At 70.7% G+C, this 14,937-nt stretch carries 11 protein-coding genes; 7 read left to right on the top strand and 4 right to left on the bottom strand.

Annotation, left to right across the window (positions count from 1 at the left end):
• Positions 1–117: 117 nt before the first annotated feature.
• The 3 genes from NE234_RS37530 to NE234_RS37520 are packed head-to-tail and all read left to right on the top strand — an operon-like array spanning position 118 to position 3,844.
• Positions 118–990 (top strand): GNAT family N-acetyltransferase, encoded by an 873-nt coding sequence (locus tag NE234_RS37530; protein WP_252785718.1) that lies wholly within the window; start codon positions 118–120, stop codon positions 988–990.
• Positions 987–2,093 (top strand): o-succinylbenzoate synthase, encoded by a 1,107-nt coding sequence (menC, locus tag NE234_RS37525; protein ID WP_252785717.1) that lies wholly within the window; start codon positions 987–989, stop codon positions 2,091–2,093. Before NE234_RS37530 ends, menC begins: the two co-directional genes overlap by 4 nt.
• Positions 2,094–2,149: 56 nt before the next feature.
• Entirely contained in the window at positions 2,150–3,844 is a 1,695-nt protein-coding gene (locus NE234_RS37520) for a PucR family transcriptional regulator (RefSeq protein WP_252785746.1), read from the top strand.
• 36 nt (positions 3,845–3,880) lie between these two features.
• On the opposite strand, the gene NE234_RS37515 is transcribed toward NE234_RS37520, so the two are convergent.
• The 3 genes from NE234_RS37515 to NE234_RS37505 all read right to left on the bottom strand — a co-directional run bounded on the left by NE234_RS37515 (position 3,881) and on the right by NE234_RS37505 (position 6,906).
• The gene (locus tag NE234_RS37515) at positions 3,881–4,831 is read right to left on the bottom strand and encodes a D-2-hydroxyacid dehydrogenase family protein (protein ID WP_252785716.1); all 951 of its coding nucleotides are present in this window, start codon (positions 4,829–4,831) and stop codon (positions 3,881–3,883) included.
• Positions 4,828–5,124 (bottom strand): hypothetical protein, encoded by a 297-nt coding sequence (locus NE234_RS37510; protein ID WP_252785715.1) that lies wholly within the window; start codon positions 5,122–5,124, stop codon positions 4,828–4,830. The genes NE234_RS37515 and NE234_RS37510 overlap by 4 nt, the downstream gene beginning before the upstream one ends.
• 321 nt (positions 5,125–5,445) lie before the next feature.
• A complete protein-coding gene (locus NE234_RS37505; protein WP_252785714.1) occupies positions 5,446–6,906 on the bottom strand; it encodes a glutamate decarboxylase in 1,461 nt (486 codons plus the stop codon).
• Between the two features lie 208 nt (positions 6,907–7,114).
• Between NE234_RS37505 and NE234_RS37500 the strand changes: the two genes are divergently transcribed.
• The 3 genes from NE234_RS37500 (at position 7,115) to NE234_RS37490 (ending at position 10,999) form a co-directional block, all read left to right on the top strand.
• On the top strand, positions 7,115–7,837 hold the full coding sequence (locus tag NE234_RS37500; protein WP_252785713.1) for a TetR/AcrR family transcriptional regulator: 723 nt from the start codon (positions 7,115–7,117) through the stop codon (positions 7,835–7,837).
• 315 nt (positions 7,838–8,152) lie between these two features.
• Positions 8,153–8,941, top strand: a complete 789-nt coding sequence (locus NE234_RS37495; protein WP_252785712.1) for a 2-hydroxyacyl-CoA dehydratase family protein — start codon at positions 8,153–8,155, stop codon at positions 8,939–8,941.
• Positions 8,942–9,124: 183 nt separating this feature from the next.
• Complete coding sequence (locus NE234_RS37490; protein ID WP_252785711.1) at positions 9,125–10,999, top strand: CASTOR/POLLUX-related putative ion channel; 1,875 nt, start codon at positions 9,125–9,127, stop codon at positions 10,997–10,999.
• A gap of 63 nt (positions 11,000–11,062) precedes the next feature.
• On the opposite strand, the gene NE234_RS37485 is transcribed toward NE234_RS37490, so the two are convergent.
• Entirely contained in the window at positions 11,063–12,064 is a 1,002-nt protein-coding gene (locus tag NE234_RS37485; RefSeq protein ID WP_252785710.1) for a LacI family DNA-binding transcriptional regulator, read from the bottom strand.
• A 613-nt stretch (positions 12,065–12,677) separates the two neighbouring features.
• Between NE234_RS37485 and NE234_RS37480 the strand changes: the two genes are divergently transcribed.
• Positions 12,678–14,900, top strand: coding sequence for an RICIN domain-containing protein (locus NE234_RS37480; RefSeq protein ID WP_252785709.1), 2,223 nt, complete (start codon positions 12,678–12,680; stop codon positions 14,898–14,900).
• Positions 14,901–14,937: the final 37 nt, after the last annotated feature.

The following is a 14,937-nucleotide window of genomic DNA, read 5'->3' as shown; positions in this document are numbered from 1 at the left end:
GAACCGGTAAGTACAGCACCGTGGTCACGGGGCCGGCGAAGGAGGCCTCGTGACCGAGCGTAGCGAGGGAACCCGTAAGCACGGCACCGTGGTCATGGGGCCGACGAAGGAGGCCCCATGACCGATATCAGCGCCCCGGCCGCGGAGCCGGTGCTGGACCACGCGGTGCGGGCCGCGGAGGCCGCGGCCGAGGCGGCCGGCGTCTCGGTGCGCGAGCTCACCGACATCGCCGAGCTCACCGGCGTGGTCAGCCTGTTCGCCACCATCTGGGGGCGCGCCGCGAACCCGCCGGTGACGATCGAACTGCTGCGTGCCTTCACCAAGGCCGGCAACTATGTGGCCGGCGCATTCGACGGCGACCATCTGGTCGGCGCCTGCGTGGGCTTCTTCGCCCCGGCGGGCGGCGCCCTCCACAGCCACATCGCCGGTGTCTCCGCGGCCGTCACGGGCCGCAGTGTCGGCTTCGCGCTCAAACTGCACCAGCGGGCATGGGCGTTGCTGCGCGGTGTCTCCGAGGTCGCCTGGACGTTCGACCCGTTGGTGGCGCGGAACGCCTACTTCAACCTCGTGAAGCTGGCCGCGCGACCGGTCGAGTACCTGCCGAACTTCTATGGCCCGATGGTCGACGCCATCAACAGCGACGGGGAGTCCGACCGGCTCCTGGTGCGCTGGCGGCTCCGCGACAGCCCGGTGACCGGCGCCGGCCTCGGAAGCGGCACCGGTGAGGTGGCCAAGGAAGAGATGCGGGCGGGCGCCGTCCTCGCACTGGGCATCGCCGAGGACGGCAGCCCGGTACCCGGCAGGCTCGACGGTGCGACCTCACTCGTCGCCGTGCCCCGGGACATCACGGCGCTCCGCGCGACCGAACCCGAACTGGCACGGCGCTGGCGGCTCGCCGTGCGCGAGGCGCTCACCGGCCTGACCGGCCGCGGCGGCCGGATCGACGGCTTCGACCGTACCGGCTGGTACATCGTACGGAGGGAATCATGAAACTCACCGGCGTCGAACTGCGACGGATCTCCATTCCCCTGGTCGCGCCGTTCCGTACGTCGTTCGGCACCCAGACCACCCGCGACATCCTGCTCGTGCGCGTGACGACGGACGACGCCGAAGGCTGGGGCGAGTGCGTGGCGATGGCCGACCCCCTGTACTCCTCCGAGTACGTCGACGCGGCCGCGGACGTGCTGCGCCGGTTCCTCGTTCCGGCGGTGATGGCGGCCGGTCCGCCGACGGCCCACTCCGTCGCCGGGATCCTCGCGCCGTTCAAGGGCCACCGCATGGCCAAGGCGGCGCTCGAGATGGCGGTACTGGACGCCGAACTACGCACCGAGGGCCGCTCCTTCGGCCGTGAGCTCGGCGCCGTGCGCGACCGGGTCCCGTGCGGTGTCTCGGTCGGGATCATGGACGGCGTCCCCGAGCTCCTCGACGCCGTCGGGGGCTACCTGGCCGAGGGCTACGTCCGTGTCAAGCTCAAGATCGAGCCCGGCTGGGATCTCGAGCCGGTTCGCGCGGTCCGCGAGCGGTACGGCGACGACCTCCTGCTCCAGGTGGACGCCAACACGGCCTACACCCTGGCCGACGCGCGGCAGCTGGCCCGGCTGGACCCCTTCGACCTTCTGCTGATCGAGCAGCCCCTCGACGAGGAGGACGTGCTCGGCCACGTGGAGCTGGCCCGGCGGATCCGGACGCCGATCTGCCTGGACGAGTCGATCGCGTCGGCCCGCGACGCCGCGGCGGCGATCCGGCTGGGCGCCTGCCAGGTGGTGAACATCAAGCCCGGGCGGGTCGGCGGATACCTCGAGGCCCGTCGGATCCACGACGTCTGCGTGGCCCACGGCATCCCGGTGTGGTGTGGCGGAATGCTGGAGACCGGCCTGGGCCGGGCCGCCAACGTCGCGCTCGCCGCCATGCCCGGCTTCACGTTGCCCGGCGACACCTCGGCGTCCGGACGGTACTACGCCTCGGACATCACCGAGCCGTTCGTGCTCGACGACGGCCACCTCGAGGTTCCCACCGGTCCCGGGCTCGGACTGGTGCCGGTGCCGGACCGGCTCGCCGAGGTCACCACCGCCACCGAGTGGCTTACCGGGTGAACGGTCGAATGCGACGAAAGATAGCGGCTGGATTCGGCGGATTCGACTAGTTGAGCGTGATCTCGCGCGTCTACGGTGAGACCGTGCAGCACGCCGGCACCGTGCGTCCCCGCGCGAATCTCGGACGGGTCGTCGACGACCTGGGCGCGACCCTGCTCGAACTCGCCCACGGCGACCCGGACCGTCCCGGAGAGATCAGCGCCGTCGTGTTCCACGACCCGCTCGATCAGCCGGTGCTGCCCTCCCACGCGATGGTGCTCGGTGTGGGGGTGGAGGCTCCCGGCGACGTCGCCGCGCTCCTGCGCCGACTGGGGGAGCAGAACGCGGCCGCGCTCGTCCTCCGCGCGCCGGTTCCGCTCACCGACGAGGTACGGGCCGCCGCCGACGAAGCGGCGGTCGCCGTGCTCGGCCTGCGCCGAGGTGCTCCGTGGGGTCACCTCAGCGAGATGCTCCGCTCCCTGCTCGCCCGGGGTACGGACGCGGGTGCCGCCGAGGAGGAGTCGCTCGGCGGGCTGCCCGCGGGTGACCTGTTCGCGGTCGCCAACGCGATCGCGGCGCTTCTCGACGCACCGATCACCATCGAGGACCGCAACTCCCGCGTGCTCGCCTTCTCCGGCCGCCAGGACGAGGCCGACCCTTCCCGCGTCGAAACGATCCTCGGCCGCCAGGTGCCGGAGCGGTACGCGCGCGTTCTGCACGAGCGGGGGAACTTCCGGGATCTGCTCCGCAGCGACCAGACCGTCTACATCGAACCCTTCTCCGACGGGATGGGCGGCACCACACTGCCACGCGTCGCCATCTCCGTACGGGCGGGTGATGAGGTGCTCGGTTCCATCTGGGCCGTGGTACCCGGCCGTCTCAGCGACGAGCGCAACGAGGCGTTGCGCGAGTCGGCCAAGCTGGTCGCCCTGCACATGCTCCGGGTCCGCGCCGGTGCCGACGTGCAGCGGCGAATGCGGACCGACCTGCTGAGCACCGCGCTGGAAGGCGGTGTCGGCGCGGGTGAGGCGCTCGAACGGCTCGGTCTGTCGGGTCAGCCGCTGCTGGTGCTGGGCGTGGCTCTCGACGAACGAGGCCCGCGCTATGACCACTCCGACAGCGCGACCGTGGTCCATGACCGGCAGCGGCTCAGCGACGCGTTCGCCCTGCACCTGTCGGCGATCCACCCCCGAGCCGCGGCGGCGGCGATCGGCGCGGTCACCTATGGGCTGGTGCCCATGACCGGAGCCGTGGAGACAGCCGGGACACGCGCGGTGGGGATCCTCCAGGACTTCCTGGACCGGGTGGGGGACCGGTTGCCGCCGATCACCGCCGTGGCCCCGGTGGCGCTCGACCTGTCCGATGTGGCTCACAGCCGCTCCTGTGTCGACCGGGTCCTGCGAGTGCTCCGCGAGGGACGCCTCCGGCGGCGGATCGGCCGGTTCGACGAACTGCAGGGTGAAGCTCTGATCTCGGAGTTGCGTGACCTCGCCACGGCGCGAGGCGAGGAGCCGACGGGAGCGTTGGCACGGCTGATCGACTACGACCGGCGGCGCCGCGGCGATCTCGTCCGGACGCTCCGCGCCTGGCTGGACGCGTTCGGCGACGTCGTGAGGGCGTCCGAATCGATCGCCGTGCACCAGAACACCTTCCGGTACCGGCTCCGACGGGTCACCGAGGTCGGGCAGTGCGATCTCGGCGATCCCGACCAGCGATTCGCCTTGATGGTGCAACTGCAGGTACTCCGCGTCGACTCACCCCCCGCCCCTTGATGGCGGTGGTGTTCGGCCGGGAGACCGGGAGGCCGGCTACAGCGTACGGATCGGCGCACCGTTCAGGAAGGCGGCGATGTCCTCCACCGCGTCCGAGTAGAAGACCCGGTAGCTCTGTTCGGTGACGTAACCCATGTGCGGTGACAGGAGCGTGCGCGGTGAGGCGCGCAGCCAGTGGTCTTCCGGCAGCGGCTCGACGTCGAACACGTCGAGCCCGGCCCCGGCGATCCAGCCTTCGTCCAGCGCCCTCCGGAGAGCGTCCTGGTCCACCAGCCCGGCGCGTGAGGTGTTGATGAAGAACGCGCTGGGCTTCATCGCCCGCAGATCGGCGTCCCCGACGAGGCCGCGGGTACGGTCGCTCAGCGCCATGTGCAGCGACACGATGTCCGCCGAGCCGAACAGCTCGCGCCTGTCCGCCAGGGTCACCCCGTGCTCGGCGGCCCGCTCCGCCGTCAGGTTCGGGCTCCACGCGATGACGTTCATGCCGAAGGCCAGGCCGACGCGGGCCACCCGCGCGCCCAGCCGGCCGAGCCCCACGACGCCGAGCGTACGACCGTCCAGGTCGAGGCCGACGGCCTCCTGCCAGCGCCCCGCCCGGATCCGGGCATCGTCGGCCGCGACGGTCCGTACGAGACCGAGGATCAGGGCCCAGGTGAGCTCGGCCGTGCTTCCGGCGCTGCCGCGGGTACCGGAGACGACGACACCGAGTTCCCGCGCCGCGTCCAGGTCGATCGAGGCATTGCGCATACCCGTCGTGACCAGCAGCCGCAGCCGGGGCAGCCGCGCGAGCACGTCGCGGGGGAACGGCGTGCGTTCGCGCATCGCCACGATCACCTCGAACGGTTCCAGCGCGGCCACCAAGGCGTCGGGGTCGGCGATGTGCTCCGCGAAGAACCGTGTCGAGACGCCGGGCAGTCCCTCCCAGTCCGCCATTGAAGCGGCCACTCGCTGATAGTCGTCCAGAACGGCGACCTGAACTTCACTCACGCGTGCTCCTCCACCAAGGCGAACGAGGGCGGTCCGCCGCCCCGGGAGATGAGCGTAGGAGCCGCGGCGCGGCGCGCGACTCCGGGGTCGGCGAGCCTGGACCGCTTCCAGGCGGCGAGGTGCTCCTCCACCGCGGACTCGTTCGCCTTACGCCCGGCCAGGGTCGCCCAGGCCGGGTCGCCGGGCAGGCCGGCGACGGCCGCCAGGCCGGCGAACTCCTCGTCCGTCCGGACCCCGACGGTCACCCAGGTGCCGTCGCGAGGCAGGGGAACACCCCGTGCGGCGCTATCCATGGATGCCGGTTACCGAGCGGCTCGACGGTCTCGCCGTGGTCCGCGCGCAGGATCGCGTCACCTCTTTCCGGTCTCGAGTGGCTGACAGGAGATCCGCCGTGGGGCGACCCGCAGATCCCGCCCGGCGCGAACGCACATACTGCGCCAGCCCGCCACGCACGCGTCTGGCAGTACCAGTTCGACGACCCGGGAGTTCCCGGAATGCGGCGGGTTCCGAGGGTCTCGGAACCCGCCGCGGTGTCCTGGTCGATCCGCCGTCATCTGGACCGCGCGATCACGGCGCGGTCCGTCCACCCTGCTGCCGGTCTTCCCCGAGTCCTCTCAGTGGTACACGGGGCCACGTCGTCGCGGCTCCGGCACGGCGGGCGTGCTGGCCTTCGCCGTGGACGCGGGCGACAGCTCGGCCAGCTCGGCGCGCAGCGCGTTCAGCAGGATGTCCGCGGTGTCGCGACTGAAGCCGTTGCGGATCACCATGCGCATCACGGCCGTGTCGCCGAGGGCGTCGGGCAGGTGGTAGGCGGGTATCTGCCACCCGTGTTTACGCATCCGGTCGTGGAGGTCGAATACGGTCGTGGTGGTGTCGGGGCGCATCCGCAAGGCCACGACCGGCAGATGGGTCCCGTCGGAGATGACCTCCAGCGCGGGCATCTTCGCGATCTGTTCGGCCAGATAGGACGCCACGTCACGGCAGGCCTGCTGCACCGCGCGATAGCCGTCGAACCCGAGGCGCAGGAAGGTGTAGTACTGCGCCACCACCGGCGCGCCTGATCGGGAGAAGTTGAGCGTGAAGGTGGGCACGCTGCCGCCCAGCAGCTCGCAGTCGAAGATCAGCTCCTTCGGCAGCGCCTTCTTGTCGCGCCAGATGATCCACCCGATGCCCGGGTAGACCAGCCCGAACTTGTGGCCCGAGGTGTTGATGGACAGCACCCGGGGCACGCGGAAGTCCCACACCAGGTCGGGCTCGAGGAACGGAGCGATGAAGCCGCCCACCGCGGCGTCGACGTGCAGCGGCACGTCCACTCCCCGTTCGGCCTGGAGCCGATCCAGCGCGGACGCCATCTCGGCCACCGGGTCGTAGATTCCCAGCGCGCTGGACCCGAGAATGGCCACCGCGCCGATGGTGTTCTCGTCGCAGAGGCTCGCCACCTCGGCCGGGTCGACGGTGAAGCCGGGCTCCCGGATCGGCACGTAGCGCGGCTCGACATCCCAGTAGCGGCAGAATTTCGGCCAACAGGTGTGCACCACGCTCGGCATCACCAGGTTGGGCCTGTCGGCCGGCAGCCCCTGCGCTCGTCGCCGCGCGCGCCAGTTGAACTTCATCGCCAGCCCGGCCAGCATCGTCGCCTCGCTGGAGCCGCCGGTCGAGCACCCGACACCGTCGGTGCCCGGGTCGTTCCAGAGGTCGGCCAGGATGTTCACGCACCGTGTCTCCAGCTCCGCCGTCTGGGCGTACTGGTCGTGGTCCACCAGGTTGCGGTCCAGGGAATCGGCGATCAGTCCCTTGGCCTGGGGCTCCATCCAGGTGGTGCAGTAGGTGGCGAGGTTGAGGCGGGCGTTGGAGTCGAGCATGATCTCGTCCCGGACCAGCGCGGCGGCCGAGTCCGGCGCCATCGGACCGGGCGCCAGCCGGTAGCGGGGGATTCCGCCGGTGGGCACCAGCCCGCTGTACAGCGGCGCCACGGCCAGTTCCGCGTTCCGACGCTCGCGATGCACCTGCTTGACCATGTCGACGTCTCCCTGGTGTGTCCGTGGCATGTCCATGGCGCCTGTCTGGCGCGTCACCCAGCATGGAATACGCAAAGTAGTCACACGACTACCCAGTGGGTCACATCTTTGTATTGGTGCTGGATGAGCGGTCACGGACTCCGGTGCCCACCGACCGTTTCGGGTATTGACCGATCGATCGATCGATAGGTACGGTCTCCGAAACAGTTCGACCGATCGATCGGTCGGTCGACTGAAGGTCGAATGGCGCATCGAGGAGGCCGGGATGAGCGGCAACACCGGTGAGTCGGCGCGGGGGCGGCGTGGCCGCCGGTCCGCGGACGACGCCCCCGTGAACGTTCGCCTGTCGCGGGCGGCGCTGGAGCTGTTCTCGCAGAAGGGATTCCACGCGACCGGGATCCGCGAGATCGGCGCTCACGCCGGCGTGAGCACCTCGATGCTCTACCACTATCTGAGCTCCAAGGACGAGGCGCTGACCGATCTCGTCCTGGAGGGGCTCAGCAGGCACGGCCAGGCGCTTGAGGACGCCTGCGGCATCGTCGATCGTCCGGAGGAGAAGCTCGCCGCCCTCATCGGCGTTCACATCATCATTCCCGTGAAGCACCCGCAGATGGGCCAGTTGCTGCAGCAGGAACTGCACGCGCGCGACTGGTCCGACCACCCGGCGATCAGCCGCCAGCGCGCACGGACGAACCGCCTGTGGACGGACGTCCTCACCCGCGGGCGCTCCGAGGGCGTGTTCACCTTCGAGTCGGTGTCGCTGGCGCGGATCGCGCTGATGCGCTCGACCACGCTGGTGACCCAGTGGTACCAGGCCGACGGGGCGCTCGGCCTGGACACCGTGGCCGCCCAGTTCGCCGACCTCGCTCTCGGGACCGTCCGCGCCCATCGCGACGGCCGGCCCCTCCGTTTCGGTGACCTGGACGGACCGTCGGTCGCGAGGCTGGTCGAGGTCGTCGAGAACGCCCACCGGGACGTCTGGTGGTAACCGGCCGCTGAGGCCGCCACACGCCCGTCCCGGGCGGACGTCCACCCTTTTCCCATCACCCATCACGACGCGGCGCACGGTCGTCGTGCGCTGACGTGAACACGCATCCCGCGACGGCCGACGCCGTCCGCGGCATCCGCCCAACCCCACATTTCCTCGCGCCCTACGCGGCGTCGCGTCATCGAGGAGGTACCCGGATGTTCGTTCACGCCGGGGAGAACCGACCGCCCACCCCCCGTCCGCGCGCGGTCCGCTCGCGGGTCGTCCGCCTGGCCGCCGCCGCAGCGTTGTTCCCCCTCGCCGCGTGCGGGACCAGTGCGGCGGGCGGCGACGGCTCGGCCATCAAGATCGGCTATATCGCTGGTCGCCGAACTGGAAGGACTCGTACGCTTCCTGGAGACCACGACCGGTCGTGTCTTCCGCGAGTCCCGCTTCCGCGAGGTCATGGCGCTGGTCAACGAACAGGAGGAATGGAACCGCCGCACCCGTGACCTCATCGCCCGGACCCGTCCCGTCCCGCTTCGCGTGGACGACAGCATCTCCAGCGTCATGATCCCGCAGTGGCACCGGGGCACCGTCTGGGCCCGTGACGCCGCCAAGCGGTTCCATGACGAGGTCGCCGCCCGCGTCGCCGGCGGTGACGCCGCCTTCCCCGGCGAGCGACTGCGCCTGATGTGGATCGGCCGCGGCCTCTGGTACGACATGGACTTCTACCGGTACTTCGAGGAACGCCACGGTGCCGTCTTCGTCTGGTCGATGTACCTCGCGATCGCCGCCGACGGCTACATCCGGTACGGCGACGACCCGATGCGCGCCCTCGCGGCCCGCTTCGCCGCCTTCTCCGACCAGCTGTACCGGCCGCCGTGGTCGAACGAGTGGTACCTCAAGGAGGCCAGGCTCCACCAGGTCGACGGAGTCGTGCACCTGATCGGCGAGGACGCGCGGAACGGCTGGTTCATCACCGAGACCCTCGAACGGGCGGGGATTCCCGTGTTCGAGCTTCGCGCCGACAACGTCGACCAGCGCACGTACGATCTGACCGCCGTCCGGGCCGCGATCGACGACTGGCTCACCTCCCGCGTGGCCGGCAGGGCCTTGGCGTAGCGGGCGGCGGGTGGCGTCACCACCGATCGGTGCTTCCGTTGAGGGAACCGGCGCACCCCGCCCGACGCCGGTCGCGGGGGACCGCCGTCGCACGCGTATCGGCGCTCGGCCGAGCCTCACCCGCCTGGGCTGATAACTTCGTGCGGCGCGAGACGGGATGTGCGGCCGGACAGGGGGACACGGGTGGCTCAGGCGCGGTGGCGGGACCGGGCGCGGTACGCCTTCGACAACACGATGTCGAGGGGCACGCCGGCGCTGATCGGGTGGCTCGGCCTGGCCTCGGCGATCTTGATCGTCGTGTTCGCCTCCCTGACGGTGGCGCTCGCGCCGGCCGACGCCCGGCACAACGGGCACTGGCCGGGGATGCTCTGGCGCACCCTGATGCGCGCCATCGACCCCGGCACCGTGGCCGGGGACACCGGCACCCCGATGTTCCTGGGGCTGATGCTGGCCGTCACGGTCGGCGGCATCTTCATCGTGAGCGCCCTGATCGGTGTCCTGACCACCGGCCTGGAAGCGAGAATCGCGGACCTGCGGAAAGGCCACTCGAAGATCATCGAGCGGAACCACACCGTGCTGCTGGGTTGGTCGGACCAGGTCTTCACGGTGGTGTCCGAGCTGGTCAAGGCCAACCAGAGCGAGCGCCGCTCCTGCGTGGCGATCCTCGCCGACCAGGACAAGGTCGACATGGAGGAGGCGATCCGCCACCGCCTCGGCGACACCGGCAAGACCCGGGTGGTCTGTCGCCGGGGCGACCCCCTCAAACCCGCCGACCTGGAGCTGGTCAGCCCCGGAACCGCCCGGTCCATCATGGTGCTCGCGCCGCTCGCCGACGATCCCGACATTCACGTGATCAAGGTGCTGCTCTCGCTCGGAGCGAGGGAGTGGGGGGCGCACCGGCCGCCGGTCGTGGCCGCCGTGACCGATTCGGCCAATCTGCCCGCGGCGCGGCTCGCGGGTGGTCCTGCGGCGCACGTCGTCGACGCCGATGACATCGGCGTCCGGCTCGTCGTGCAGTCACACCGCCAGTCGGGACTGTCGACCGTCTGCACCGACCTGCTGGACTTCTCCGGCAACGAGTTCTATCTGCGATCCGAGCCGTCGCTGGCGGGCAGGACGTACGGCGACGCGCTCGACGCGTACGAACTCGGCATCCCGATCGGGCTCCGGCGCGCGGACGGAGCCGTCCTGGTGAACCCGCCCATGGACACCGTCATCCAGGCCGACGACGAGATCATCGTGCTGGCGGAGGACGACCTGCTGATCCGGCTCACCGACGATCCGCCGCCGGTCGTCGCCGAAGCCCTCAGCACCACGGAGCCCCAGCCCGCGAAGCCCGCCCGTACGCTGCTGGTCGGCTGGAACCACCGCGCACCGAAGATCATCAGCCTGCTGGACGCGTTCGCGCAGCCGGGATCGGTCCTCGACATCGCGGCTCCCCAGGACGACCCCCGTGAGCAACCGGCCGTCCTCCAGAACCTCACGATGGGCTTCACCCGCTGTGACCCGACCGACCGGGCCGCGCTGGAGACCCTGGACGTGGGCTCCTACCAGCACGTCATCGTGCTGTCCGACGACACCTGCGAGCCACAGCACGCCGACGCGCGCACGCTGGTCACCCTGCTGCACCTGCGGGACATGGAAGAGCGCATCGGGGACCCGTACTCGATCGTCACCGAGATCAACGACGAGGGCAACCGCGAGGTCGCCCAGGTCACCAAGGCCGACGACTTCGTCGTCAGCGCCCGGCTCATCAGCCTGCTGCTCACTCAGCTCACCGAGAACCATCACCTGCGGGAGGTGTTCGCCAACCTCCTGGATCCGACCGGGTCGGAGATCTACCTCAAGCCGGCCGGCGACTACCTGCTGCCCGGCGCGTCCGCGAACTTCGCCACCGTCGTCGAAGCCGCCCGCAGGCGCGGGCAGACGGCGCTGGGATACCGGCGGCGTGATGAGTTCCACCGGCCGCCCGGCTACGGCGTGGTGCTCAACCCGGACAAGGCCGCCCCGCTCACGCTGTCCGCCGACGACCGCGTCATCGTCCTGGCCGAAGAGTGAGGCCGCCGCACGGCCCGACCTGCGCCATACGGCGCCGCGAGCCGGGCGGCGCGGCGGGCTCGGTCACGCCTGGAGCGGAACGGGGCCGGTGGAGGAGCGGACGATGAGCTCGGTCGCGAGCTCGACGTGCAGCGCCTCGTGCTCCTGCTGGTCCAGCAGCCGCGTGTAGAGCGTGACGGCCATGCGGCCCATCTCGGCCAGCGGCTGCCGGACGGTGGTCAACTGCGGGTGGGTCGCGCGGCTGAGATCGATGTCGTCGAAGCCGGCGATCGAGAGGTCGTCCGGTACCCGCAGGCCGCGCTCGGCGGCGGCGCGCAGGGCGCCGACGGCCATCTTGTCGTTGAAGCCGACCAGCGCCGTGGGCGGGTCGGGCTGGTCGAGCAGTTCGCCGGCGGCCCGGTGGCCGTGATCGACGGTGGGCTCGGGGACGTGCCGCATGAGGTCCGGGGTGGGCAGGACCCCGACGTCGGCGAGCGCGGCGAGATGACCGGCGGTACGGGCGTCGGTGACCAGCCAGTCGCGCGGACCGGCGATGATGCCGACGCGGCGGTGCCCGAGGGCGACCAGATGGGACATGAGCGCGCGGGCCCCGGTGAAGTGGGCGGCCGAGACCGCCGCGAGGTCGCGCGGGGGAGTCGTGCGGGGGTCGACGACGACGAAGGGAAAGCCGCTGTCGCGCAGCCGGACGAGATCGTCGGCGGGTTCGGGCGGCAGGATGAGGATGGCCCCGCCGATCCCGGTCCGTGAGGGCAGGCCGCGCAGCGCGTCGGTGCGCTGGGCGGACTCGCCGGCGTTGAGGAGCACCTCCAGCCGCTGGGTGGCGGCGGCCTCGGCGATCGAGGAGACGATCAGGCCGAAGTAGTCGCTCAGGACGTACGGGCAGCGGACGTAGATGACGGGCGAGCGCCGGTGCGGCGGCCGGCGGCCGAGCCTCCCGGCGGCCTCCAGCACCACCTCACGCGTGCGCGGGGCGACGTTGTTCTGGCCGTTGAGCACGCGGGAGACGGTGGCGATCGACAGCCCGGTCTCCTCGGCGACCTGCCGGACGGTTGCTCGCTGTCGCACAGGCTGATCCTCTTTCATCGCCCGTTACATGTGGCCTCCTTTCCCGAGAGTAACCGACGGCCCCATGACGCCTCGAACCCATCATCCGGGGGCGCAAAGGCTCTGTCGAGACGGAGAGTACTACTTTCTTCACGGCGAGAAAAAAGAGGAGTCATCTGATTGACACGTTGATGTGTTCGGTGTTTCCTTCCAGTTGCCACCGTTGCGACGTCCGGGTCCGGCGGCGGCGCCGCACGCATCGGACCTTCGAGGACCGTCACGCTCTCCAGGGTGACGGGGTCCGGCCCCGACCGTCCCCGCCGACGCCGGCGTCCGCCTGGCGAGACGGGCACTCTCGAGCAGGGAGCCTCGGCATGCCTCGACCAGATCACCCGTCTCCGTGCGCCGCCGCCTTCACGTTCCCCCGCGCGCCTCATCGCAGCCGGAGCCTCTTCGCCTGACCGACCGCTGAGCCCCGCCGTGCCTCGACGGCGGCAACGGGCGGACCGAACCGGAAATCGGACCGTCCCGACCGGGCCCGGCACGTGCCCGCCGGCGCGCGCCGGGCCCACGAGACCCACCATGCCTCCGCTGGGATCCACCGCGATCCCGCCCCGCCAAGCGAAGGACCCCCATGCGACATCTGTCCGGTAGGCGCGCGCTCGCGCTGAGCTGGGCGACCGCGCTCACGGCCGCCGCGCTCTGCGCACTCACCGCAGCGCCCGCGTCCGCGGCCCCCGCGGTCGACACTCCTTACACCTTCGTCAACGCCGGCAGCGGCAAGTGCGTCGACGCCGCGGCGGCCGGAACCGCCAACGGCACCGCCGTGCAGCAGTACACCTGCAACGCCACCACCGCCCAGCAGTGGCAGCTGAAGACCGCCGCGGACACCGGCTATTACGTGATCGTCAACTCCAACGGATCGCAGCCCGCGGTCGACGTCGACGGCCCCTCGACCGCCGACGGCGCGAAGATCCACCTGTGGAACAACGGCGGCTGGGCCAGTCAGGAGTGGCAGCCGGTGCAGGAGGCCGGCGCGAACTACCACTTCGTCAACCGCTACAGCGGGAAATGCCTGGACGTCCCCGGGGCCTCGACGGCCGACGGCGTCCAGCTCCAGCAGTACACCTGCAACGGCACGGCCGCCCAGTCCTTCGTCCTCACTCCCGTGGGCGGAAGCGTGCCGACCAACCCGAACAACCCCGACCTCGGGCCGAACGTCAAGATCTTCGACCCGTCGATGCCGGCGTCGAGCATCCAGTCCACGATCAACTCGATCTACGGCTCCCAGCAGAGCAACCAGTTCGGGACGAACCGGTACGCGCTGCTGTTCAGGCCCGGCAGCTACAACGTCGACGTCCCCGTCGGCTTCTACACCCAGGTGGCCGGGCTCGGCGCCCAGCCCACCGACGTCTCGCTGACCGGTGGCGGCGTGCACGTGGACGCGGCCTGGTCCGGCGGCAACGCCACGCAGAACTTCTGGCGCGGAGTCGAGAACCTCTCGGACACGCCCGGCTCCGGCACCCTGGAATGGGCCGTCTCCCAGGCCGACCCGTTCCGGCGCGTCGACGTCCACGGCAACATGACGCTGGACGACTACACCTCGGGCAACACCTCGAGCAACTGGTCGTCCGGCGGATACATCGGCGACAGCCGGGTCTCGGGTCAGATCGACTCCGGCACCCAGCAGCAGTTCCTCACCCGCAATACCGTGATGGGCGGCTGGACCGGCTCGAACTGGAACATGGTGTTCGTCGGCGACACCGGCGCCCCCGGGCAGTCGTTCCCGACGTACACCAACGTCTCCGCCACCCCGACCCTGCGCGAGAAGCCGTACCTCTACGTCGACTCCACCGGCCTCTACAACGTGCGGGTCCCCGCTCAGCGCACCAACGCGGTCGGGCCCGACTGGACCTCCGGCGGCACGGCCGGCACCACCATTCCCATCACCCAGTTCTACGTGGTCAAGTCCGGCGACACCGCGGCGACCATCAACGCCGCCCTCGCGTCCGGCAAGAACCTGCTGGTGACCCCGGGCGTCTACCACCTGAACGCGCCCCTGAACATCACGCGGCCCGACACCGTCGTGCTCGGGCTCGGCCTGGCCACGTTCGTTCCGGACAACGGCGTCACCGCCATCACCACCGCCGACGTCGACGGCATCGACATCTCCGGCCTGCTCATCAGCGCCGGCACCACGAACAGCCAGACGCTCATGCAGGTCGGCCCCGCGGGCTCCTCCGCCGGCCACTCCTCCGACCCCATCACCCTGCACGACGTGTTCTTCCGCGTCGGCGGCGACGTCGCCGGCAAGGCCGCTCAGTCGCTGGTGATCAACAGCAACAACACGATCATCGACCATTCGTGGCTGTGGCGCGCCGACCACGGCAACGGCGGCACCGTCGGCTGGAACACCAACACCGCCGCCAACGGCCTCGTCGTCAACGGCGCGAACGTCACGGCGTACGGGCTCTTCACCGAGCACTACCAGCAGTACCAGGTGCTGTGGAACGGCAACGGCGGCCGCACGTACTTCTACCAGTCCGAGATGCCGTACGACGTCCCCGGCAACGCGAGCTGGACGCCGGGCGGCGGCACCAACGGCTACGCCTCCTACAAGGTCGCCGCGGGCGTCACCTCCCACCAGGCGTGGGGGCTCGGCGTCTACTGCTACTTCAGTACGAACCCGGGCGTGGTCGCCGACCGGGCCATCGAGGTCCCCTCCACCGGCTCGGCCTTCCACGACATGGTCACCGTCTCCCTCGGCGGCACCGGGACCATCAGCCACATCATCAACAACTCCGGCGGCGCCGTCCGCTCCGGGAGCACCGTCGCCTACCTGACCAGCGGCCCCTGATCCGAGAGCCACGGGAGCGAGGGCTTCGCCCCGGCCC

This window comes from Actinoallomurus rhizosphaericola, from assembly GCF_024055675.1.
Lineage (GTDB): Bacteria > Actinomycetota > Actinomycetes > Streptosporangiales > Streptosporangiaceae > Actinoallomurus > Actinoallomurus soli.
The sequence above is the reverse complement of the archived record's forward strand: the minus strand, read 5'-3'. Positions and strand labels throughout refer to the sequence as shown.